The 22,765-nt window shown below is 57.6% G+C and carries 22 protein-coding genes and 4 tRNA genes; 9 read left to right on the top strand and 17 right to left on the bottom strand.

Annotation, left to right across the window (positions count from 1 at the left end; genetic code table 11):
- The first annotated feature begins 117 nt into the window (after window positions 1–117).
- Window positions 118–3,012: a ribonucleoside-diphosphate reductase subunit alpha gene (locus ACYZT1_RS07145; RefSeq protein ID WP_462018306.1), complete on the top strand. Its 2,895-nt coding sequence runs from the start codon at window positions 118–120 to the stop codon at window positions 3,010–3,012.
- Between the two features lie 311 nt (window positions 3,013–3,323).
- Here ACYZT1_RS07145 and flgE read toward each other — a convergent pair whose 3' ends face one another.
- From flgE to ACYZT1_RS07115, 6 genes are all read right to left on the bottom strand, one after another.
- On the bottom strand, window positions 3,324–4,640 hold the full coding sequence (flgE, locus tag ACYZT1_RS07140) for a flagellar hook protein FlgE (protein WP_462018305.1): 1,317 nt from the start codon (window positions 4,638–4,640) through the stop codon (window positions 3,324–3,326).
- A 31-nt stretch (window positions 4,641–4,671) separates the two neighbouring features.
- Entirely contained in the window at window positions 4,672–5,394 is a 723-nt protein-coding gene (gene flgD / locus ACYZT1_RS07135) for a flagellar hook assembly protein FlgD (protein ID WP_462018304.1), read from the bottom strand.
- 15 nt (window positions 5,395–5,409) lie between these two features.
- Window positions 5,410–5,853 carry a flagellar basal body rod protein FlgC gene (flgC, locus tag ACYZT1_RS07130; RefSeq protein ID WP_150579816.1) on the bottom strand — a complete coding sequence of 148 codons (444 nt, stop codon included), beginning with the start codon at window positions 5,851–5,853 and terminating at the stop codon, window positions 5,410–5,412.
- A 3-nt stretch (window positions 5,854–5,856) separates the two neighbouring features.
- The gene (flgB, locus tag ACYZT1_RS07125) at window positions 5,857–6,264 is read right to left on the bottom strand and encodes a flagellar basal body rod protein FlgB (RefSeq protein ID WP_150579815.1); all 408 of its coding nucleotides are present in this window, start codon (window positions 6,262–6,264) and stop codon (window positions 5,857–5,859) included.
- 417 nt (window positions 6,265–6,681) lie between these two features.
- Window positions 6,682–7,509 carry a protein-glutamate O-methyltransferase CheR gene (gene cheR, locus ACYZT1_RS07120; protein ID WP_462018303.1) on the bottom strand — a complete coding sequence of 276 codons (828 nt, stop codon included), beginning with the start codon at window positions 7,507–7,509 and terminating at the stop codon, window positions 6,682–6,684.
- Between the two features lie 47 nt (window positions 7,510–7,556).
- Window positions 7,557–8,489, bottom strand: coding sequence for a chemotaxis protein CheV (locus tag ACYZT1_RS07115; RefSeq protein WP_462018302.1), 933 nt, complete (start codon window positions 8,487–8,489; stop codon window positions 7,557–7,559).
- Window positions 8,490–8,572: 83 nt separating this feature from the next.
- Here ACYZT1_RS07115 and flgA point away from each other — a divergent pair, with 83 nt between their 5' ends.
- The 4 genes from flgA (at window position 8,573) to ACYZT1_RS07095 (ending at window position 11,179) form a co-directional block, all read left to right on the top strand.
- The gene (flgA, locus tag ACYZT1_RS07110) at window positions 8,573–9,328 is read left to right on the top strand and encodes a flagellar basal body P-ring formation chaperone FlgA (protein WP_462018301.1); all 756 of its coding nucleotides are present in this window, start codon (window positions 8,573–8,575) and stop codon (window positions 9,326–9,328) included.
- Between the two features lie 169 nt (window positions 9,329–9,497).
- Complete coding sequence (gene flgM, locus ACYZT1_RS07105; protein ID WP_462018300.1) at window positions 9,498–9,824, top strand: flagellar biosynthesis anti-sigma factor FlgM; 327 nt, start codon at window positions 9,498–9,500, stop codon at window positions 9,822–9,824.
- Between the two features lie 48 nt (window positions 9,825–9,872).
- Window positions 9,873–10,340: a flagella synthesis protein FlgN gene (locus ACYZT1_RS07100; RefSeq protein WP_462018299.1), complete on the top strand. Its 468-nt coding sequence runs from the start codon at window positions 9,873–9,875 to the stop codon at window positions 10,338–10,340.
- A gap of 92 nt (window positions 10,341–10,432) precedes the next feature.
- Entirely contained in the window at window positions 10,433–11,179 is a 747-nt protein-coding gene (locus ACYZT1_RS07095) for a flagellar brake protein (RefSeq protein ID WP_462018298.1), read from the top strand.
- A 75-nt stretch (window positions 11,180–11,254) separates the two neighbouring features.
- Here the strand turns inward: ACYZT1_RS07095 and ACYZT1_RS07090 are convergent, their stop codons facing one another.
- From ACYZT1_RS07090 to ACYZT1_RS07070, 5 genes are all read right to left on the bottom strand, one after another.
- The gene (locus ACYZT1_RS07090; RefSeq protein WP_462018297.1) at window positions 11,255–12,619 is read right to left on the bottom strand and encodes an MFS transporter; all 1,365 of its coding nucleotides are present in this window, start codon (window positions 12,617–12,619) and stop codon (window positions 11,255–11,257) included.
- 70 nt (window positions 12,620–12,689) lie between these two features.
- Window positions 12,690–13,931 carry a glutamine synthetase family protein gene (locus ACYZT1_RS07085; RefSeq protein ID WP_462019204.1) on the bottom strand — a complete coding sequence of 414 codons (1,242 nt, stop codon included), beginning with the start codon at window positions 13,929–13,931 and terminating at the stop codon, window positions 12,690–12,692.
- Between the two features lie 199 nt (window positions 13,932–14,130).
- The gene (locus ACYZT1_RS07080) at window positions 14,131–14,823 is read right to left on the bottom strand and encodes a sensor histidine kinase (RefSeq protein WP_462018296.1); all 693 of its coding nucleotides are present in this window, start codon (window positions 14,821–14,823) and stop codon (window positions 14,131–14,133) included.
- Window positions 14,820–16,424 (bottom strand): response regulator, encoded by a 1,605-nt coding sequence (locus ACYZT1_RS07075; protein ID WP_462018295.1) that lies wholly within the window; start codon window positions 16,422–16,424, stop codon window positions 14,820–14,822. The genes ACYZT1_RS07080 and ACYZT1_RS07075 overlap by 4 nt, the downstream gene beginning before the upstream one ends.
- A 207-nt stretch (window positions 16,425–16,631) precedes the next feature.
- Window positions 16,632–16,708, bottom strand: a tRNA-Arg gene (locus ACYZT1_RS07070).
- Between the two features lie 292 nt (window positions 16,709–17,000).
- On the opposite strand from ACYZT1_RS07070, the gene ACYZT1_RS07065 reads away from it, so the two are divergent.
- The 3 genes from ACYZT1_RS07065 (at window position 17,001) to ACYZT1_RS07055 (ending at window position 18,203) form a co-directional block, all read left to right on the top strand.
- Window positions 17,001–17,234 (top strand): hypothetical protein, encoded by a 234-nt coding sequence (locus ACYZT1_RS07065; protein ID WP_462018294.1) that lies wholly within the window; start codon window positions 17,001–17,003, stop codon window positions 17,232–17,234.
- Window positions 17,235–17,256: 22 nt separating this feature from the next.
- Window positions 17,257–17,436, top strand: coding sequence for a PA3371 family protein (locus ACYZT1_RS07060; protein WP_462018293.1), 180 nt, complete (start codon window positions 17,257–17,259; stop codon window positions 17,434–17,436).
- Window positions 17,437–17,876: 440 nt separating this feature from the next.
- Entirely contained in the window at window positions 17,877–18,203 is a 327-nt protein-coding gene (locus ACYZT1_RS07055) for an Arc family DNA-binding protein (RefSeq protein ID WP_462018292.1), read from the top strand.
- A 101-nt stretch (window positions 18,204–18,304) separates the two neighbouring features.
- Here the strand turns inward: ACYZT1_RS07055 and mgtE are convergent, their stop codons facing one another.
- Window positions 18,305–19,747, bottom strand: a complete 1,443-nt coding sequence (gene mgtE, locus ACYZT1_RS07050) for a magnesium transporter (protein WP_462018291.1) — start codon at window positions 19,745–19,747, stop codon at window positions 18,305–18,307.
- Between the two features lie 322 nt (window positions 19,748–20,069).
- Here mgtE and ACYZT1_RS07045 point away from each other — a divergent pair, with 322 nt between their 5' ends.
- The gene (locus tag ACYZT1_RS07045) at window positions 20,070–20,588 is read left to right on the top strand and encodes a cell envelope protein SmpA (RefSeq protein ID WP_462019203.1); all 519 of its coding nucleotides are present in this window, start codon (window positions 20,070–20,072) and stop codon (window positions 20,586–20,588) included.
- 19 nt (window positions 20,589–20,607) lie between these two features.
- Here the strand turns inward: ACYZT1_RS07045 and ACYZT1_RS07040 are convergent.
- The 5 genes from ACYZT1_RS07040 to ACYZT1_RS07020 form a co-directional block, all read right to left on the bottom strand.
- Window positions 20,608–20,684, bottom strand: a tRNA-Arg gene (locus ACYZT1_RS07040).
- Between the two features lie 71 nt (window positions 20,685–20,755).
- Window positions 20,756–20,832: transfer RNA gene (locus ACYZT1_RS07035), tRNA-Arg, on the bottom strand.
- A gap of 107 nt (window positions 20,833–20,939) precedes the next feature.
- A tRNA-Ser gene (locus ACYZT1_RS07030) sits at window positions 20,940–21,030 on the bottom strand.
- A 62-nt stretch (window positions 21,031–21,092) separates the two neighbouring features.
- On the bottom strand, window positions 21,093–21,281 hold the full coding sequence (gene csrA, locus ACYZT1_RS07025) for a carbon storage regulator CsrA (protein WP_002554426.1): 189 nt from the start codon (window positions 21,279–21,281) through the stop codon (window positions 21,093–21,095).
- A 183-nt stretch (window positions 21,282–21,464) separates the two neighbouring features.
- Window positions 21,465–22,706 (bottom strand): aspartate kinase, encoded by a 1,242-nt coding sequence (locus tag ACYZT1_RS07020; protein WP_462018290.1) that lies wholly within the window; start codon window positions 22,704–22,706, stop codon window positions 21,465–21,467.
- Between the last annotated feature and the right edge of the window lie 59 nt (window positions 22,707–22,765).

The following is a 22,765-nucleotide window of genomic DNA, read 5'->3' as shown; positions in this document are numbered from 1 at the left end:
TTCCTACTGTCCCGAAGTGGTTATGCCCGACGCCCGTCGGTTGTAGTGCTTCAGGACAGAACGGTGAGCACCGTCATGGTGCCCAAACAAACATAGAGAATGTGGAGACAACCCCCCATGCAAACCGACACAACTCGCGAGAACCCGCAAGGCACCTTGCCGCAGGCCGCTGATTCGACTTCGGATCTGTCCGCCACCGCGCCTGGCCAGCTGCGCGTGATCAAGCGTAACGGCACTGTCGTTCCTTACACCGACGACAAAATCACCGTCGCGATCACCAAAGCGTTTCTCGCAGTTGAGGGCGGCACCGCTGCCGCTTCGTCGCGAATCCATGACACCGTGGCACGCCTGACCGAGCAGGTCACCGCGACCTTCAAGCGTCGCATGCCCTCGGGCGGCACCATCCACATCGAGGAAATCCAGGACCAGGTCGAACTGGCCCTGATGCGTGCCGGTGAGCAGAAAGTGGCGCGCGACTACGTTATCTATCGTGACGGTCGTTCCAAAGAACGCGCTGCCCACGCGCCGGCCGAAGAAGCGGTCAACGCTCACCCGTCGATCCGCATCACCCGCGCCGACGGCACTTTTGCGCCGCTGGACATGGGCCGCCTGAATACCATCGTCACCGAAGCGTGCGAAGGCCTGGAAGAAGTCGACGGCGACCTGATCCAGCGCGAAACCCTGAAAAACCTGTACGACGGCGTGGCCCTGACCGACGTCAACACCGCCTTGGTGATGACCGCCCGTACCCTGGTCGAGCGTGAGCCGAACTACTCGTTCGTCACCGCCCGCCTGCTGATGGACACCCTGCGTGCCGAAGGCCTGAATTTCCTCGAAGTCGCCGAAAGCGCGACCCACCACGAAATGGTCGACCTGTATGCCAAGGCCTTGCCTGCGTACATCGCCAAGGGTATCGAATTCGAATTGCTCAACCCGATCCTGGCCACCTTCGACCTGGAAAAACTCGGCAAGGCGATCAACCACGAGCGCGATCAGCAGTTCACGTATCTGGGCTTGCAAACCCTGTACGACCGTTACTTCATCCACAAGGACGGTATCCGCTTCGAACTTCCGCAGATCTTCTTCATGCGTGTGGCCATGGGCCTGGCAATCGAGGAGAAGCACAAGGAAGACCGTGCGATCGAGTTCTACAACCTGTTGTCGTCCTTCGACTACATGTCCTCGACCCCGACCCTGTTCAACGCCGGCACTCTGCGTCCACAGCTGTCCAGCTGCTACCTGACCACCGTGCCGGATGACCTGTCGGGCATTTACCACGCGATCCACGACAATGCCATGTTGTCGAAATTCGCCGGTGGCCTGGGCAACGACTGGACGCCGGTTCGTGCGCTGGGTTCTTACATCAAGGGCACCAACGGCAAATCCCAGGGCGTCGTGCCGTTCCTGAAAGTGGTGAACGATACCGCCGTTGCGGTCAACCAGGGTGGCAAGCGCAAAGGCGCGGTGTGTGCCTACCTGGAAACCTGGCACATGGACATCGAAGAGTTCATCGAGCTGCGCAAGAACACCGGTGATGATCGCCGTCGCACCCACGACATGAACACCGCCAACTGGATCCCTGACCTGTTCATGAAGCGTGTCTTCGATGACGGCCAGTGGACCCTGTTCTCGCCATCCGAAGTGCCGGACCTGCACGACCTGACCGGCAAGGCCTTCGAAGAGCGCTACGAGTACTACGAAGCCCTGTCCCAGTACCCGGGCAAGATCAAGCTGTTCAAGACCATTCAGGCCAAAGACCTGTGGCGCAAAATGCTCTCGATGCTGTTTGAAACCGGCCACCCATGGCTGACCTTCAAAGACCCGTGCAACCTGCGCAGCCCGCAGCAGCACGTCGGCGTGGTTCACAGCTCGAACCTGTGCACCGAGATCACCTTGAACACCAACAAGGACGAAATCGCCGTCTGCAACCTGGGTTCGATCAACCTGCCGAACCACATCGTCAACGGCAAGCTGGACACCGCCAAGCTGGAACGCACCGTGAACACCGCCGTACGGATGCTCGATAACGTCATCGACATCAACTACTACTCGGTGCCGCAAGCGAAGAATTCCAACTTCAAGCACCGTCCGGTCGGTCTGGGCATCATGGGCTTCCAGGATGCGCTGTACCTGCAGCACATTCCTTACGGTTCCGACGCTGCCGTCGAGTTCGCCGACAAGTCGATGGAAGCGGTCAGCTACTACGCGATCCAGGCGTCCTGCGACCTGGCTGACGAGCGTGGCGCTTACGAGACGTTCCAGGGTTCGCTGTGGTCCAAAGGCATCCTGCCGCTGGATTCTCAACAGATCCTGATCGAGCAACGTGGCCAGAAGTACATCGACGTTGACCTGAATGAATCCCTGGACTGGGCACCGGTTCGCGCCCGTGTGCAGAAAGGCATTCGCAACTCCAACATCATGGCCATCGCACCGACCGCGACCATCGCCAACATCACCGGCGTCTCGCAGTCGATCGAACCGACCTACCAGAACCTCTATGTGAAATCGAACCTGTCGGGCGAATTCACCGTGATCAACCCGTACCTGGTTCGCGACCTGAAGGCTCGCGGTCTGTGGGACTCGGTCATGATCAACGACCTGAAGTACTACGACGGTTCGGTGCAGCAGATCGAGCGCATCCCGCAAGAACTCAAAGAGCTCTACGCAACTGCGTTCGAAGTGGACACCAAGTGGATCGTTGACGCCGCCAGCCGTCGTCAGAAGTGGATCGACCAGGCTCAGTCGCTGAACCTGTACATCGCCGGTGCTTCGGGCAAGAAGCTCGACGTGACCTACCGCATGGCCTGGTACCGTGGTCTGAAAACCACTTATTACCTCCGTGCCCTGGCCGCGACCAGCACCGAGAAGTCGACCATCAACACGGGCAAGCTGAACGCTGTTTCCAGCGGCGGCAACCACGGTGACGATTCGGTCCTGGCAGCGCCAGCCGGCCCTGCTCCAGTGCCGAAGGCGTGCGCCATCGACGAGCCGGATTGCGAAGCTTGCCAATAAGCTGAGCCGGTAAGCGCTGCAAGGCGCTGACCTCGAAACCCCCGATCAGTCGTGTTGATGGTCGGGGGTTTTCTTTTTGCCCATGGAAATGTGGTGACCGGTTTGACGCCATCGCGGGCAAGCCGCGCTCCCACAGGATTTCGTGTCGTTTGATGGATGTGTGAGCACCACAAATCCTGTGGGGCATGGCTTGCCCGCGAAAAGGCCCTCCCCCGACAACCCAAATCCTGTCCCCGCCATAAAATTTCCGCCTACAAAAAAAAAGCCCCTCTTGCGAGGGGCTCCTTGTGCAGCGTTGCAGCCAACCAGCATCAGGCCATCTGAATGATGGTCTGCATGATGGTGCTTTGGGTGGAGATGGTCTTGGCGTTCGCCTGGTAGTTGCTCTGCGCCTTGATCAGGTCGACCAGCTCGCTGGTCAGGTTGACGTTGGACTCTTCCAGCGAGTTGGAGCGGATCTGGCCCAGGGTGCCGGTTTCCGGCGCATCGTAGCCCGGGATACCCGACGCGTAGGTTTCTTTCCAGCTGGTGCCGCCCACCGCTTGCAGGCCCTGTTCGTTAGTAAAGCTGGCGAGCGAGATCTGGCCGATCGGCTTGGTCTGGTAGTTGCTGAAGTTGGCCAGCATTACACCGCTGCCATCGATGGTCAGGTTGGTGATCTGGCCAGTGGCATAACCGTTCTGCGCCGGGATCGAACGCGCGGTGTCGGCGTTGAACTGGGTGGTGTTGCTCATGGAAATGGTCACACCATCCGGGTTCGCCGCTGCGCCGTTGGCCGTCCATACACCGTCGGTGACGGTGCCTGGGACCCAACCCGTAACTTGCAGATCCGGGCTGACGATCGGGGTCGGAGTGGCCGGCGTGGTGACGGAAACCAGTTTGCCCGAAGTGTCGAACACCATGGTCGAAGGCACTGGGCCGGTCACTTTAGGATCACTGCCGTCAGGGTTGCGGCCATCGATCAGCGTGTAAGTGTCCCAGGTGTTCGCGCCCGTCTTGACCATGTATTGGTCCATCTGGTGCTGGTTGCCCTGGCTGTCGAATACCGGCGTACTGAACTGCTTGGTGAAAGTCTCGGTCTTGGTCGGATCGAATTGGTTGGTGACAACGGCCTGATCGATCACCGGTGCGGTGGAGTTCAGGTTGATAGTCGACGATACCACGCTGGTGGATTTCGGCGCCAGGTTCGACGTATCGATGCGCAAGTCAGTCAGGATGCCGTTCTGGATCTTGCCATTGGCATCCACGCCATAACCCTGCAGACGCGCAGAACCGTCGCTGTTGGTGACGTAGCCTTCCTTGTCGACCTTGAACGTGCCGGAACGGGTGTAAGACAACGAACCGCTGTCGTTCAACACAAAGAAACCGGAGCCGTTGATGCCCATGTCCAGCACGTTGCCGGTGTTGTTGATGTCACCCTGGGTGAACTGCTGGGCCACGTTGGCCAGGCGCACGCCGCTGCCGACGGTTTTGCTGCCCGAACCCAGCTTGGTCGCCGAGTAGACATCTTCGAATTCTGCACGGGACGATTTGAAACCGGTGGTCGCCACGTTGGCGATGTTGTTGCCGGTCACGTCCAGTTGTTTGTTGGCTGCATAGAGACCGCTAAGGCCGATATTGAAAGACATATTCCACTCCTTTTTGCCGGATTAGTCGGCTCTACATACCAATGGTTTGAACTTTGGACAGGGCAATGCTGCCCAGCCCGGCCAGATTGAGCATCAATTCACCGCCCGTCTGGCTGATCGTTACGCTGCTGACGGTCGCTGGCAGATTGGTGATCAGCGAGGTCGCCGTGTTATCGATGTTGGCGGTGGCGGCAAAGGTATACGTACCCGCCGGTGCCACTTCGCCCGCATCGGTCTTGCCGTCCCAGATGAAGCTGGCGTTGCCTGCTGTCTGGCTGCCCATGTCGATGGTGCGGATAACCTTGCCTTCGGCGTTGGTGATCTTCAGCGTCACCGGGTCCACCGAGACAGGCACGACAACGGTGCCGCTCAAACTCTTGGAGGTATCGACCACGGCCTTGTCGCCCGGGGCAATGACCGAACGCCCGACCAGCGACGAAGCCTGCAATGCCTGGGAAGAGTTGTAGTTGCCGGCAATCCCGGACACGGTGTCATTGAGTGTGGTGATGCCTTCCAGGCTGCTGAACTGCGCCAACTGGGCAACGAATTCACCGTTATCCTGTGGCTCCAGCGGGTTCTGGTTTTTCAGCTGTGTCACCAGCAACTGCAGGAACGCATCCTTGCCCAGTTCCTTCTTGCCAGTAGCGGTGCCGGTGGCGGTTGCCAGGCTATCGCTGCTGGTGGTGGTCTTGATCGACGAATTGGCCAGGATGTCGTTGAGGCTAACGCCGCTGGTGGAATCGGTAACACTCATCTGAGTCGCCCCTTATCACTGACCGAGGGTCAGGACCTTCTGCATCATGGTTTTGGCGGTGTTCATCATTTCGGCGTTGGTCTGGAACGAACGGCTCGCGGAAATCATGTCAGCCATTTCTTCCACCACGTTGACGTTGGGGTAGTAGACGTAGCCCTTGGCATCGGCCGATGGATGATTCGGCTCGTAGCGTGCGTCCAGATTGCTCTGGTCTTCGACCACGCCCAGCACCTGCACGCCCTGCCCCGCAGCGTCCTGGTTCTGAAACAGCGAATCGCTGCCGCCGGCCTGACCGCCCTGGAACATGGTGGCGAATACCGGATGGCGCGCGCGGTAGGTCTGGTCGATGCTCGACGAGACGGTCTCGGCGTTGGCGATGTTACTGGCGACGGTGTTCAGGCGAGTGGTCTGGGCACTCATGCCGCTACCGGCAATGTTGAAAACGCTGGCGAGGGACATGAATTACTCTCCACGAAGGGCGGAAACCAGCCCTTTGAATTTGCTGTTGAGCAGGGTAAAGCTGGCCTGGAAGTTGACCGCGTTTTCCGCATAGTTCGACTGCTCGATTTGAGCGTCCACGGTGTTCTGGTCGATGGATGGCTGCATCGGCGTGCGATACATCAGCGACTCGTCGCCGTTGCCCAGACCTTCGGCTTCGATATGACGGCTATTGGTCATGTTCAAGGCGAAGGAGCCGGTTTTGGTCTTCTCGCTTTGTGCGGCAAGCACTTTGGAGAAGTCCAGATCCCGAGCCTTGTAGTTCGGGGTGTCGGCGTTGGCGATGTTGTTGGCCAGGACTTCGGCACGCTGGGCGCGGAAGCCCAGGGCCTGTTCGTGGATACCGAGCGCTTTATCGAAGCTGATGCTCATGTCGGGAAACCTTCGGGTGACCTGAATTTTCGTAACAGGGACATAGCAAGCCGCGTGCCAATCTGCAAAAGCCCGGAAACCGGGGCTTTGCGGGCAGCGGCGAAGCGGCAATGCCAGAAAAGCGGCAACGGATGTCCTTCGAATGCCGCTTTTCTGCCGCTTATCACCCTCCAAAGAACACCTCCTACCCTTTGTAGGAGTAAGCCCTGTGGCGAGGGGGCTTGCCCCCGTTGGGTCGCAAAGCGGCCCCGAAATTTCAAAGTTAAATGGCATTTACGACTGCTTCGCAGCCGAACGGGGGCACGCCCCCTCGCCACAGGGCTCACTCCCACAGGTTAAGTGGTGTGTTCGAAAGAACGGCAGGCATAAAAAAACGGGAGCCCTCTGAGGACTCCCGTTTTTCGTACCGATGACCTATCACTTCGCCTGGTAAATAATCCCCGGGCTGCACTGGACCATCTGGTAGTGATCTGGCAAACCATTCAGCGCTTCGGATGCGCCAAGGAACAGATAACCACCGCGCTTCAACGTACCGTGGATTCGCAACAGAATGTCCTTCTTCACCTCGGCGGAGAAGTAGATCAACACGTTGCGGCAGAATACGATGTCGAACTTGCCGAGGCTCGCGTAGCTGTCCAGCAGGTTAAACGAGCGGAACTCGACGCGGCTCTTGATCGGCGCCTTGATCGCCCAGCGCCCCGCCCCTTTCGGATCGAAGTAACGCTGCAGACGCTCGGGCGACAAACCGCGGCCGAGCGCCAGGCTGTCGTACTCGCCGGTCTTGCAGTTGGTCAGCATCGTGCCGGACAAATCCGTGGCAACGATCTGCGCACCCGCCTTCAACTGGCCCATGTTGACCCGTTCGAACTCATCGATCGACATCGACAGCGAATACGGCTCCTGCCCCGACGAGCACGCCGCCGACCAAATTCGCAGACGCTGGCCGGGAGCGGCCTTGATCGCTTCCGGCAGCACCTTGTTCTTCAACACTTCGAATGGATAGGTGTCCCGAAACCACAGGGTTTCGTTGGTCGTCATGGCATCCACCACCATCTCGCGCAAACCGCTGCGCGGCTGGGTCTGGATGCGTTGAACCAATTCACCCAACGACTTGATGCCTTGCTGCTCCATCAATTTGTTGAGACGGCTCGAGACCAGATACTGCTTGTTTTCACCGAGCAGAATGCCACAGGCTTTTTCCAGGAAGACCCGGAACTGTTCGAAATCCAAATTACCCGTAGACAAAGATACCGCCTCTCAAAATCGTGTTGACCACCAGGAACAGAAGGTCCCTAGCTGTTATCTGCTGCTTTGATCCGGTTGACTACCCGGGATGCCAGGTCATCAGGACGGAATTTGGCCAGAAAGTCATCGGCACCGACTTTCTTGACCATCGCCTGATTGAATACGCCCGACAACGAAGTGTGCAGGATGATGTGCAGCTTTTGCATGCGTGGGTCGCTGCGGATTTCAGCCGTGAGGGTGTACCCGTCCATCTCCGGCATCTCGATGTCGGAAATCATCATCAGGAACTCTTCTTCCGGCTTCTTGCCCTCGTCGACCAGTTTGCGCAGGTAGTCCAGCGCTTGCCGACCGTCGTTCAACGCCACCACTTCGACGCCGACTGTTTGCAGACAACGCGTGACCTGCTTTCGTGCCACCGATGAGTCATCGACCGTCAATACCCGCAGCGACAACGCCTTGTGCTGGGTTTCAACATCCACCACGCCCACCGAAATCGCTTCCGGTGTTGGCGCGACTTCAGCCAGCACCTTCTCGACGTCGATGATTTCGACCAACTGATTGTCGACCCGGGTCACAGCCGTCAGGTAGTGATCGCGTCCGGTGCCCTTGGGCGGCGGATGGATCTCTTCCCAGTTCATGTTGACGATACGTTCCACCGACCGCACCAGGAAACCCTGCGTCTTGGTGTTGTATTCCGTGATGATCACGAACGGATTGCTTTGATCTTTCAGCGCGCCCGCACCGGTCGCCATCGCCAGATCAAGGATCGGAATGGTCGCCCCCCGAATACTGGCCACACCGCACACGACAGGACTGGACTTGGGCATCAGGGTCAGCTTGGGGCATTGCAGCACCTCACGAACCTTGAACACGTTGATCCCGTACAGCTGCTGCCCGTCCAGACGAAACAACAACAGCTCCAGGCGATTCTGCCCTACCAGTTGCGTGCGCTGGTTTACCGAATCCATTACACCAGCCATGCCCAGACTCCTACACCAACGCTCTAAGTGTGTTGCGACGCACATTCATCACTAAACGGCACGGCGCTTGCTTTTTAACCCGTATGAACCCAGAACCGACATTTTCCCGACGCTCAACGTTGCGCAGACTGCTCTGTGCGATGTCGGCCGTTTGCCTGTTCAACGCTGGCAGCCCTGCCCTTGCTGACCCGGTCACCTTGCCTGATATGCTTATCGGCGTGACCCAAGGCTTTCTTGAATTCACCGTAGAGGACTATCTGGCAACCAGTCAAACGCAGGGCCGCTACGAGATCCAGGTCAACCAGCTCGATCCAAGGCTGCGCATGCCCATGTGCGACAAGGAATTGACAGCGTCTTTGGAAAGTCCGGCCAAGCCGCTGGGACGGGTAACTGTCAAGGTTCGCTGCGAAGGCTCGTCACCCTGGACGGTGTTCGTACCTGCTCAAGTCCGGCTGTTTCGCGACATTGTGACGACCACTCGTCCGTTAAGGCGCGCCGACATCGTCCAGCCTGAAGATGTAGGTCTGCGGGAGCGGGATATCAGCCTGATCAGCCAAGGCTATCTGACCACGCTGGACCAGGCGATCGGACAGAGATTGACCCGACCAATGGTCGCCGATCAGGTGATTACGCTGGTGCACCTGGAGCAGGCGGAAGTCATTCGCAAGGGTGATCAGGTGGTTATTACTGCCCGCAGCGGCACACTGAGCGTGCGCATGCCCGGCGAGGCAATGGCCAACGGTGGCATGAGCGAGCAGATTCGCGTAAAAAACCTCAACTCGAAGCGAGTCATCAAGGCGCAAGTCACCGCGCCTGGCCAAGTGGAAGTGTCCATGTAGGATTCTCTGCCGGTGAAAAGTGGCGTTGCCCGAGGCTGTTCCCTAAACTGTGCCTATGCAGAGAAATGCAGGCGCGTGCGGGCTCATTTCTTGAAAAATGAGCCTAAAGTTTTCAAAGGGAGAGCCGAAAACATGGCAAGCGTCCAAATACTCAGAGGTTTTTCCAATCATGGTCATTGATTTCAGCCGTTTAAACAGCTCCTCGTCACTTGCGGGCACCACACGTACCAGCGCCACCAAGGACGTTGCCGAAGCCGGCAAATCCGCGCCGCTGACTACCCCGGCCGAACAGGCCAGTGCCACCAAGAGCGGGGAATCGGTACACCTCAGCAATGAGGCTCAACAGTTGCAGAAGGTCACTGACAAGCTGCGCGATCAGCCCGCCGTAGACAAAGCCCGCGTGGCCGAGTTGAAAGCCGCGATTGCTGATGGCAGCTATAAAGTCGACAGCAACCGTGTAGCCAGCAAACTGCTCAACTTCGAAGCCCAGCGCTAGGCCATCGCCTGCGCCAGGCTTTTGGACGCTTAAAACCCAAGGCCAGCCATGCACGACACTAATTTACTGCAACTGATCACCGACGACTTTGCTACAGCGCAACACTTGCTGGAATTGCTGCAAACCGAATCTCTCGCTTTGCACGGTCGCGACATGCCGCTGCTCGAAGAGATTCTGGCGCAGAAGCAGGCATTGATCATTCTGCTTGAACAGCATGGCCGCAAGCGCAGTGAAATCCTCGCCAGCCTGAACCTGCCGACCAACCGCAGTGGTCTGGAGCAACTCGCCAGTCAGTCGAGCATCGGCGATCAGCTCTTGGCGCAAAGCGACGTGCTGACCGATCTTCTGGCTCAATGTCAGGCCGCAAACGGCAACAATGGCCAGTCGATTCTGGTCCAGCAGGCGGCGACCGCCAATCAGCTGAAAATCCTTACCGGCGGTGAACCGCCAGCACTTTATGATGCCCGCGGATCAACCGCCAAGCTGGCGAAGCCTCGGCCGCTCAGTCAGGCTTGACCCTGTTACTGACCTCGCCCTACCAAGACGCGCAACATGCTGGCAATATACTGGCCAGCCGTAGTCATATTTTGTCTGGAGATTGATGAACCGTGTCCAATGCCCTCAATGCGGAAGATGCGCCGCAGCCGCCCAAGGTACTTAGCACACCGTTGGAAATCTCCGGCAACCTGCGCCAGCTGCAAGACAGTCATGATCCACTGATCATCACGTTTCTTGAGCGCACTCAGCGTTTCCAAAGCTACCTGGTCGATGTTGACCGGGACAGCGCCACCATCGCATTCGACGAAATGATCCCGCGTGATGGCGAACGCTTTCTGCTGGCCGGCGAACCGTTCAAGGTCGAAGGTTTTCACGACGGTGTGCGCATCGCCTGGGACAGTAACGGTCCATTGACCCTCGATGAGTCGGGCGACAGCCGCTGCTACCGTGGGCCCCTGCCGGACGAAGTGGTTTACCACCAACGTCGCAATGCGTTTCGCGCAGCATTGAAACTCGCGCAATTGGTGAGCGTCGATCTGGACGGTGAAAAGCTCAGGAAACCGATCAGCGGCAAGCTGCTGGACATTTCCGCTACCGGTTGCAAATTGCGCTTCGAAGGCGACATTACTGGCAGCCTGCAACTTGGCCAGGTGTATGACCGCTTCGCCGTCGATTTGCCGTTTGGCAAGATGACTGCTCCGGTCGAATTGCGTTACCTGCACTTCGAAGAAAAAATCTCCACCACCTTCGCCGGCGTCCGTTTTCATAACATGAGCGGCCTGGTGCAGCGTCAGGTCGAGCGTTTCGTCTACCAGTTGCAGCGTGAAGCACGGCGCTTCGACAAAGACGATTTCTGATACGCCGCCCCATGAAAAACGGGCAGTCCCTTGCGGTGACTGCCCGTTTTCTCATGTCCGCTTTTTGGGTGATCGTTAAGGCCTGGCCTCGGTAAAACTCTGCTCGCGGCCCGCCTCCGGGTCGTCGGGCTGCGTTTGCGTCTGCGGTGAAGGTTCCGCCTCTGATTCCGGCTCGACCGTGTTGTGCATTTGCTCGTGAACCACTTGCTCATCCACTCGCGGATCAAGGCACGCCACCAGCGGCGAACTTGACATGCTGTCCGGCATGGCGACGTGATGCAGCGGCGCATCTTCGACCTGATGCAGGTTGGTGACCGCTTTCGGGCGGATCCGCCAAACCAGTACCAGCGCGAAAAAACTGAAGAAGGCATAAAGCATCTGACTGCCCAATACTTTCATCAGCACACCCGCCACCAGCGGACCGATGCTGGCGCCAACGCCATAAGTCACCAGCAGCATGGCCGTCAGCGAAACCCGGCGATCCGCCTCGACATGGTCATTGGAGAACGCCACAGCCAGTGGATACAGGCAAAACTTGACCAATGAACAAATGAAACCAGTGATGAACAACACCTGCAGCGGCACTTCTTTCATGATCGCCAGCGGCAAGGCCGCGACGGCCAGCACCACGGCGAAGCAGCGGATCAACAGGGCCCGATCATAACGGTCGGACAGCCAGCCCAACGGCCACTGCACCAGCAGCCCGGCAAAAATACAGCTACCCATGAACAGCCCGACCTGTTCCGTCGTCAGCCCTTGTTGCGAGGCATACAGCGGCGCAAGACCGTAAAACGAGCCGATGATCAACCCCGCGCCCATCACCGTGCTCAATGACTGCGGCACGCGTTTGATGAAGAACCGCGGTTCCATGGGCGCCGGGTGCAGCGCTGCCGGGTGAATGCGTTGGGTCAGCGTCACCGGCACCAGGCACAGAGCAAAGCACAGCGCGACCAGCATCAGCAGTTCCGGACCGAGCCCAGGGTGCATGACCAGAATCAGCTGACCCAGCACTAGCCCCAGATAGGAAGCAATCATGTACCCGCTGAACACCGCCCCGCGTTGCGACGCTTCAGCCTGTTCGTTCAACCAGCTTTCGATGACCATGTACTGGCACATCATGCCGAGGCCGACGATGACCCGCAGAAAAATCCAGGCTGGCAGCCAATCCACCAGGCCATGGCCCAGTACTGCCGCGCCCACGATCCCGGCACAGGCCGAGTACGCTCGAATATGCCCGACACGGGCGATCAGCCGGTGGCCGATCTTGCCGCCCAGCACCAGGCCAAAATAATTGGCCGCCATCAACGCACCGACCCACAGGCTGTCGACATTGTCGGCGGCCAGGCGCAAGGCCAGGTACGTGCTGAGCAAACCAGAGCCGATCAGCATCATCAGCGAAGAAAAATAAAGCGCTCGAAAAGGTTTCCAGATTTGGCGCATCGGCGTTCCGAGCGGCTCCTTGCAGTAAGAATCGGGCTATCCCGGAAGATAGCCCGAAGACGACGGATCGTCAGGCCTGGGCTGCTAAAACGCGGCGCTCCCAGGGAGTAATTTCATCGAAGAAGCTGGTCAACTCCATGGACTTCGAAGCGACGTAGCCTTCGATGAACTCCTTGCCGAACAGTTCCTTCGCCAATTGGCTACGCTTCAGACGTTCCAGAGCCGCGTGCAAGGTACACGGCAAGGAAAGATTGTCCGGTACCTCGAATTCCCCTTGAATCGCCTCGCCAGGTTCCAGTTTGTGCTCGATACCGTGTAAACCGGCCGCCAGGCTCGCCGCGATTGCCAGGTACGGATTGGCGTCGGCGCCCGGCAAACGGTTCTCGACCCGACGAGCGGCCGGCGAACTGGCCGGAATGCGTAAACCCGCCGCGCGGTTATCGTGCGACCAGCAGGCATTGTTCGGCGATGCGAAGGGATGGCACAGGCGCTGATACGAGTTGACGTTCGGCGCAAACAACGCCGTAAAGTCCGCCATGGCGGCCTGCTGACCACCTATAAAGTGACGGAAGGTCGCGGTCGGTTCGCCGTCGTCGCTACTGAACACGTTACGCCCGCTGCCGATCTCGACGATGCTCTGGTGAATGTGCATCGAACTGCCCGGGGTGTGAGCCAGCGGCTTGGCCATGCAGACCACCGTCAGGCCATGCTTGAGCGCGACTTCCTTGAGCAAATGCTTGAAGAGGAAGGTCTGGTCGGCCAGCAGCAGTGGATCACCGTGCAGCAAATTGATTTCGAACTGGCTGACGCCCATTTCGTGCATGAATGTATCGCGGGGCAAACCGAGCGCCGCCATGCACTCATAGACCTCACTGAAGAAGGGGCGCAAACCGTTGTTGGAGCTGATACTGAACGCCGAATGCCCATCCTCGCGCCGACCGTCCAGACCGACCGGCGGCTGGAAGGGTTGGCAGGGATCGGTGTTCGGCGCAAACACAAAAAATTCCAATTCGGTCGCCACCACCGGCGCAAGGCCCAGCGCTGCGTAACGGGCAATAACCGCTTTGAGCTGGCCACGGGTCGACAGGTTGGAGCTTTCGCCGGTCAGCTCATCGGCGTCGCAAATGGCCAGCGCCCGTGGCTGCTGGCTCCAGGGCAAGCGGTGGATCTGCGCAGGATCGGCGATCAACGCGAGGTCGCCGTCATCGCTGCCGTAAAAACGTGCGGGCGGATATCCACCCATGATGCATTGCAGCAATACGCCTCGCGCCAGCTGCAGACGCCGCCCTTCCAGGAAACCCTCGGCGGTCATTACCTTGCCGCGTGGTACGCCGTTCAAATCCGGCGTGACACATTCAATCTCATCAATGCCGGTCAATCGCTGCGCGAGTGAACGCTGGCCATCGGTTGTCATGACGCAATCCTTGTTGTTGTACGAGCCGCGAACGGCGACTCGCACAAAATAGGCTGCGCGTGTTCGGAATATCAAGCAGCTCAAACAAAAAGAAATATCAAGGCAGACAAAGGCGGAACACGCCGCCGCCCAACGGTCCGCCATTGCTGATTTCGGTGTGCCCACCCATGCCATTGCGCTGATGTAACGCAGCAATGCGCCCGGCGAAATACAATCCCAATCCCGTGCTGCCACTGCTGTGGTTGATGCCCTGCACGTAATCGGCCTGCCGCTCGATCATCTCTGGCGGATAACCCTCACCATCGTCGTTGACGGTCAGCAGCAGTTGCCCGGCCTCGTCGCTGACGCTGATCAGCACCGCATTGCGCGCAAAACGAATGGCGTTGTTGATGGTATTTGCCAGCACCGAGGCAATCAATTCGCGATCGAAAAAGCCCAGCGGGCACAGCGGATCAACGTCATAAGTGGCCATGATCCCGCGACTGGCAAACACGTCCTGATGGCAGGCCAGTTGCGCTTCGATGAAGTCGTCCAGTTCGTGGTAAGCCGGTTGCAAAGGCATCTGATTGACGCCGAGTTTGTACAGCCCCAGCAGTTGCACCAACATGCCATTGAGGTGGGCGAATTCGAAATCGATCACGCCCTGCTCCGGCGTATTGCGCGCGGGATCAGGCAAGCGCGACAGCCATTGGCTATGGGCCTGCATCAGCATCGCCAGAGAATTCTTCATGTCGTGCACGGTGGAGGCAATCACCGTGGAAAAATCGAGTGCCGGGTCGTCGTGGTTCATGCGCCAAACGCCTTTTGTTTCAGTTTCTGAAAGCGCGCATAACGCGCGTCGGTATCTGGCATCAGGCCAACCGTTTGCAAGCAGGCCCGACATTCTTCGAGCTCGGCCGACGGCACACGGGTGTCGGTGCCGTGCAGCAGCGACTGGGCCATGTTCAGCGCGATGCTGATGTTCTTCGGTTGCAGCGCCAGCGCTTTGCGGAATACCTCACGCGCCTCCACCAGATTGCCGGCCTTGTACACGCGCACGCCCTGCCGATTGAGGTCCGCTGCGGCGTTGCCGGAATTGAGAATGCTCGGGTCGTCGGTCAGCTTGGCAATGCCCTGCATCACCGTTGGATCGTCACCGTAAATTTCCGCGCAGTTCTTCAACATCGAATGACCCGCTTCAGGCTGGCCAAGGACCTGCAACTGCCTGGCCACCAACAGTGCCGCTTCGGCACTCATGAACTGCTCCATGCCATCGAGGCGCTGCATCGCCTGCTCGGTGAGCTTCTCGGCAGTTTCGGCGTCGTTGAGCAACAGGCTGGTGGCTTTCATCAGTCGCGCACGAATCTGCAGGCCGGGATCGGTCGGGTTGTCCTTGGCCACCGCACTCAGCGTGGTATTGATCTCCAGGCGGGTGCGGGTGTCCAGTCCCTTGTCACTGCCTTTGCTGATCAGGGCGTGGGCCAGGCCGAGGTTGCTTTCCGCATCCTTGAAACGCGATTGCGCGCCCTGGCTCACAGCCTGCCGATAGGCCTTGGAGGCAGTCTCGAAATCTTCGTTGGCCATCGCCAGTTTGCCCAGCAGTGCCTGACGACGCACGGCCAGCGGCGACAAGCGGATCGCCTCCTCCAGAATCTCCTGCGCAGCCTTGCTGTCGCCTTCGGCAATCAGCACATCGGCCATGCCGTCATACAGCGCCGGCATCATCGGAAACACTTTCAGGGCTTTTTCGTAGACGCCTTTGGCCTGGCTGATCTGACCGCGCTTGAACAGCAATTTGCCCAAACCGGCAAACGCCCATGGCAACGGTCGATCGGCGATGATGCCGTCGTAAAGACGCTCCAGCGCCTCGTGCTGATTCAGATCACGCAGCGCATCGGCGCGATAGCGCAGGCACAACGGCGAATAGCGCGCGTCCTGTTTGCACAAGGCAATGCAAGCGTTCAACACGTCCACCGGTTTGCCGCGATCCAGCGCTTGCAGAATCGGCTTGAGCAACGTCTTGCGCTGCTCCAGCCGCTCCAGCCGTTGCGCAAGGCCTGCGCGGTTGAACGGCTTGGTCAGGTAAGCATCGGGCTCATGCTCCAGGGCACTGAGGACCATCGCCTGGCTGGTTTCGGCAGTGACCATGACGAACACCGCTTCATGGCTGATCAGTTTTTCGATCATCAAATCTTCGAGCACCTGCTGCCCGTTCTTCTTGCCATCGCCCAGGTGGAAATCCTGCAGGATGAAATCGTAGGCCTTCTGCGAACACATGCGCAGCGCCTGCTCGCCGGTGTCCGCCGTGTCCACGTCCTTGACGCCCAGCTCGCGCAACATCGACCGGACGGAACTGCGAAAATCCGAAAAATCGTCGACGATCAGAAAACGCTTTTGGTGATACGACAGCATCGAGGATTTCCAGACAATTTATTGGAGAAGTCATAACTGTCCGGGTTATCGGCCAGCAGGTGCATTTATTGAAGTCGCAGGGATGCGATTGTGCATGCGGATGCGGGCCGGGGCCGGTGTGCGTCACCGGGAACGTCAGCCAAAAAAAACCCCGTGAGAGATGAGCTCCGACGGGGCATTTTTACAGCGACACGGCTGATGATGTGATGGTGTCCCAGGCGGGGTTCGAACCTGCAACCTTCCCCTTAGGAGGGGGATGCTCTATCCAATTGAGCTACTGAGACACAAGTCGCCACGCAAAAGTGAGCAGCGACGGACGGCGTGCATGGTAACGGCCAGGGCTTTTTTTGTCATGTAGTCCGTGGTGCCCTTTAAGTGTAGGCAAGAGGCAGACATCCATGCAGAAACCGTCCGCCGTGCAAAATGCATGACCCTCGGATGGACGCCATGCAAATCGCAATGAACAACGCTTCTCAAAATGCTTTAAATGCCTGTTTTTAAAGGGTTTAATAAGCGGTAAACTTTTGGCACGGAGGCTGCTTCAGCTGTTCACCAAGAACAACGGAGGTCTGCCTCATGAACAGCGCGCTTTTACTCTCGAATGCAGTCGCACTGGCGGTTTTAGTGGGTTTTCATTTTGCCCCAGAGAACAGTAACGATTCGGTTGCGCAGCACATGCCGCATTACCTCCAGGTACAAAAGGCGCCCCAACTGGCTGTCATGAATGATCACCATGGATTTATCGGCCAGGAGGTCAGTCAGCAAAGCATGCCTGCGGTCGCGCCATCTTCCGACCGTTTGGTATTTTGATTCATATTTTCAGGAGTGCAGTATGTCGAAATCAGCAGCAGGCTTTTTCATTTTGGCGCTTTTGAGCGGCGTGATCCATTTTGCCGTCGTTCAGACTTCCGTGCTGACCCTGCCCCTGATCGCGTGCGGCATTTTCTCTGGGTTCTTCCTCCTCGCGCTGATCGCCGGGCGCAAATTCAAATTTGATCCGGTTCTGCGCTGAAACTATGCCCCAATAGGCATTAGCCTTCGGTCACCCTGATTACGCGTTTTGCCATCCATCGCAATTTCCCGCCTTTGCCAAAATGCCACTAGTAAATCGGCCATTTGCCACTATTCTCAACGTTGTAGGGAACAGTGGTCGAATCTGCATAGCGTGCACCCTGGACGTCTTTTGGCGTTTTCACAGTGCAACCGGACGCGGCGGCAATACGGTCGGGTGTCAGTTATCTAACCAGTCCGCATTTCTGACAATGGGTGCTGGCATAATGCCTTCATCCAGTTCAATATTTGTCACAGAATTGACGCCAATGAACTGGCTTCTTTAAGGCATGATGCGAGTCCTTATCAATTCAGGTTGAACATTTGGCCAGAGTTCTTGTCGTATCAGACATCCTGCGGCCAATCCCGAGAACCGCTCCCCTGAACTAACCGGTTAAATATATGCGCCCATTGAAACAGGCAATTTATTCCAGCCGTACGGCTGACAAGTTCGTCGTACGTCTGCCAGACGGAATGCGTGAACGCATTGCCGAGGTGGCTCGCAATCATCATCGCAGCATGAACTCCGAAATCATCGCGCGCCTTGAACAAAGCCTCATTCAGGAAGGCGCACTGGGCGATGAATTGAGCATGCGCCTCGACAGCCCGGAGCTTTCACTCCACGAACGCGAACTGCTGCAACGTTTCCGTCAACTGTCGCATCGTCAGCAAAATGCTCTGGTTTCGCTGATTGCACATGACGCAGAATTGGCCGCAGACGCTTCCTGATCTAATCGAACACTCCAAGCCGGCTTAATTGCCGGCTTTTTTTGTCTGAAATTCAGGCGCAAAAAAACCTGCCTTTTGAGCAGGTTTTTGGGCGCTTCAAATCACAGCAGGAAGATCGTCGCCAGCCCCAGGAAAATGAAGAAGCCGCCGCTGTCGGTCATGGCGGTAATCATCACGCTGGCGCCCATCGCCGGGTCGCGACCCAGCCGCACCAACGTCATGGGGATCAATACCCCCATCAAAGCGGCGAGCAACAGATTGAGGGTCATTGCTGCAGTCATCACCACGCCGAGGGACCAGCTGCCATAAAGCAGGTAGGCAACGATACCGATCACCCCGCCCCACACCAGACCATTGATCAAGCCGACCGCCAACTCCTTGCGCATCAGACGTGATGTATTGCCGGTACTCACCTGATCCAGCGCCATGGCCCGCACAATCATGGTGATAGTCTGGTTACCCGAGTTACCGCCGATGCCGGCCACAATCGGCATCAACGCCGCCAACGCCACCAGTTTCTCAATCGAACCTTCAAACAGACCGATGACTCGAGAAGCGATAAAAGCGGTAACGAGATTGACCGCCAGCCAGGCCCAGCGGTTACGCAGGGATTTCCAGACCGAGGCGAAAATGTCTTCCTCTTCACGCAGACCCGCCATGTTGAGCACTTCGTTTTCGCTCTCTTCACGAATCAGGTCGACCATTTCATCGATGGTCAGACGGCCGATGAGCTTGCCGTTCTTGTCAACGACGGGGGCCGAGATCAAGTCATAACGCTCGAATGCCTGCGCAGCATCGTAGGCATCTTCGTCAGGATGAAAACTCACCGGGTCGCTGGCCATGACCTCAGCCACCTGCTTCTCCGGGTCGTTGACCAACAGACGCTTGATCGGCAACACGCCCTTGAGCACGCCGTCGTAATCGACCACAAACAGCTTGTCAGTATGCCCCGGGAGTTCCTTGAGTCGGCGCAGGTAGCGCAAAACCACCTCGAGGCTGACGTCCTCACGGATCGTCACCATCTCGAAGTCCATCAGCGCACCGACCTGCTCCTCGTCATAGGACAAGGCCGAGCGCACGCGCTCGCGCTGCTGGCTATCGAGAGTTTCCATGAGCTCATGGACGACATCTCGCGGCAGCTCGGAAGCCAGGTCAGCGAGTTCGTCGGCGTCCATGTCTTTGGCGGCGGCCAGCAGCTCATGATCGTCCATGTCGGCGATCAGCGTTTCACGCACCGAGTCAGACACTTCGAGCAGGATATCGCCGTCGCGATCAGCTTTGACCAGTTGCCAAAGCGTCAGTCGATCGTCCAGCGGCAGGGCTTCGAGGATGTAGGCGACGTCGGCGGAGTGCAAATCATCAAGCTTGCGTTGCAGCTCGACCAGGTTCTGCCGATGAACCAGGTTTTCAACCCGCTCGTGGTGCGGACCTTCCTGACGATGCGTCAGGTCTTCGACCACGCGCTGACGCTGCAACAGCTCAACAACTTGAGCGAGGCGGTCCTGCAGGCTTTCTTGTGTTTTCTTTACTTCAACTTCGGACATAGGCGAACTCCACTCCCAGCAGCGGGGCACGCCGGAAGGATCAATCAGTTAATTCATGATTGGAACAACGGTTTACTGAGTAACTACTGGGTAAGTCCATGGAGGTATTCCACAAGCCCCGGCGGGGCTGACGGGCGCAATGATACACCGCCCGACGGTTTTTAAGGTTAAAAAATCGTGGCTGAAACAAGCGCTTGCGAGACAAACCTGAGCAGCCTCCTGATCCCCGCAAATGCGACGACTCATCCTGAAAAGAAAACACACAGGCGTTAAAAAATTCAGCGGCTACGCTTTGCAGCAAATCGTCATGGAGGACGCTCGAATGCCGCTGATTATCCAATGCCTTGTGCTCACAACCCTGCTCTGCCTGGCGCTTGCAGCAAGTGCCAGCAGTGTTCACCGATGTGAAGCAAGCGATGGGCGCGTCACGTTTACGACATTAAGTTGTGCTGTCGGGGAAAACTTGTTGATTCAGGAGGTGCGCACCTTCACGCCGGAAAGCATCGTGGGGATGATGCCGGAAGCAGAGCCCCGCGAAAGATCAGGCAGTGCAATCAAAAGGAGAGAACCAACAGTCGTCGGCCGCAGCGAGGACAAATGCGGCAACCTGATCAGCGCCAGGGAACGACGCGATGCAATCATCCATCGGCGGATTGTCGCCGGCATGAGCCTGCAAGATGTGGAGAGCGCATTGGGCAAACCCGACAAGGTCAGTATCCGCAATTCCGCTACCCACTACCGGTACGACACCAAACGAGGTCGTAGCGCGCACATCGAATTTGATGAGAGAGGTTGCACCAAGGAAAAAGCCAAATCCCGGACAGCAAAAAGCCCGCGTTAGACGCAGGCTTTTTGGTGTTTGGTGCACTCGACAGGATTCGAACCTGTGACCGCTCGGTTCGTAGCCGAGTACTCTATCCAGCTGAGCTACGAGTGCATATGTGGTTTTATACCAGATCACAACTGGTTGAAGCCAAGTCTTTTGCATTACTGCAAACAACTCTTAAATGGTGCACTCGACAGGATTCGAACCTGTGACCGCTCGGTTCGTAGCCGAGTACTCTATCCAGCTGAGCTACGAGTGCATTTGTTGCCGCGCATTATAGGCCGCCGAATCTTTTTGTAAAGCACTTTTTCTAGTAGTTTCAACAACTTACCGAAGAAGCCAGATTACAACGTACTACGCAAATAATGGCGGAGAACGGGGGATTCGAACCCCCGACACCCTTTTGAGGTGTACTCCCTTAGCAGGGGAGCGCCTTCGGCCACTCGGCCAGCTCTCCGCAACACGGGGCGTATATTAACCAGCTTCCTCCCCGTTTGCAAACATAAAAAACGATAAAAATTAATGGCTTGGTTCTTCGTCCTTCTCTTTCTTTATACGCAGGTAAATTTCCTCACGATGGACCGCAACCTCTTTCGGGGCGTTGACACCGATGCGCACTTGATTTCCTTTAACGCCGAGCACGGTCACGGTGATTTCGCCATCACCAATAATCAGGCTTTCTGCGCACCGACGAGTCAGAATCAGCATACCTTTCTCCTCACGCATTTCATTTCAGGGACAACAGTCTGCAAAAAAAAGGCACTCGACCCACAACCTGAGCGGTCGCAGCCTGCATGCCTGAGTATTGACCAGCGCGGGCAAAAGAACAGGTCGCCGCGCCGCTCAAGAAAACAAAAAGGGCGCGGTATACCGCGCCCTTCGGCAAACGCATCACTCGCCCTGTCGGGCCGGAGCGTCCAGTTCGAAAGCCGTGTGCAGAGCGCGCACGGCCAGTTCCAGGTACTTCTCTTCGATGACCACGGACACCTTGATTTCCGAGGTTGAGATCATCTGGATGTTGATGCTTTCTTTCGCCAGGGATTCGAACATGCGACTGGCCACGCCTGCGTGCGAACGCATGCCGACGCCGACGATCGAGACTTTGGCGATCTTGGTATCACCCACCACCTCACGAGCACCGATTTCGTCTGCCGTCTTCTTCAGCACGGCTTCTGCAGCCTGGTAGTCGTTACGATGCACGGTGAAGGTGAAGTCGGTGGTGTTATCGTGCGAAACGTTCTGCACGATCATGTCGACTTCGATGTTCGCGGCACTGATCGGGCCGAGAATCTTGAACGCAACGCCCGGGGTGTCTGGCACGCCACGGATGGTCAGCTTGGCTTCATCGCGATTGAAAGCGATGCCGGAAATGATCGGCTGTTCCATGGTTTCCTCTTCATCAATAGTAATGAGGGTGCCCGGACCCTCCTTGAAGCTGTGCAGAACGCGCAGCGGTACGTTGTACTTGCCGGCGAATTCCACCGCACGGATCTGCAGCACCTTGGAACCGAGGCTGGCCATTTCCAGCATCTCTTCAAAAGTAATCTTGTCCAGACGCTGAGCCACGGAAACAACGCGCGGGTCGGTGGTGTAGACGCCGTCGACATCGGTGTAGATCTGGCATTCGTCAGCTTTCAAGGCTGCTGCCAGCGCCACGCCGGTGGTGTCGGAACCGCCACGACCGAGGGTGGTGATGTTGCCGTGCTCGTCGACACCCTGGAAACCGGCGACAACCACCACGCGACCGGCCTTCAGGTCACCGCGAATTTTCTGATCGTCAATCTGTAAGATACGCGCTTTATTGTGCGCGCTGTCCGTCAGAATCCGCACCTGATTACCGGTGTAAGACACCGCCGGCACACCGCGTTTGATCAGCGCCATGGCCAACAGTGCAATCGTCACCTGCTCGCCGGTGGAAACGATGACATCCAGTTCACGCGGAACGGGTTGGTCGTCGCCACTGATTTGCTTGGCCAGATCGATCAGACGGTTGGTCTCGCCGCTCATTGCAGACAGCACAACCACCAGGTCATCGCCAGCATCGCGGAATTTCTTAACCTTGTCGGCGACCTGCTCGATTCTCTCGACAGTGCCGACCGAGGTGCCTCCAAATTTCTGTACGATCAAAGCCATTTCAAAGCCGCCTCAGCCCATGAAGGGCGCCCAAATAATCACTCGAACAGCGTTGCGGC

The sequence above is a fragment of the Pseudomonas sp. PB3P13 genome (assembly GCF_054897735.1).
This window is presented reverse-complemented; position numbering and strand designations above follow the sequence as displayed.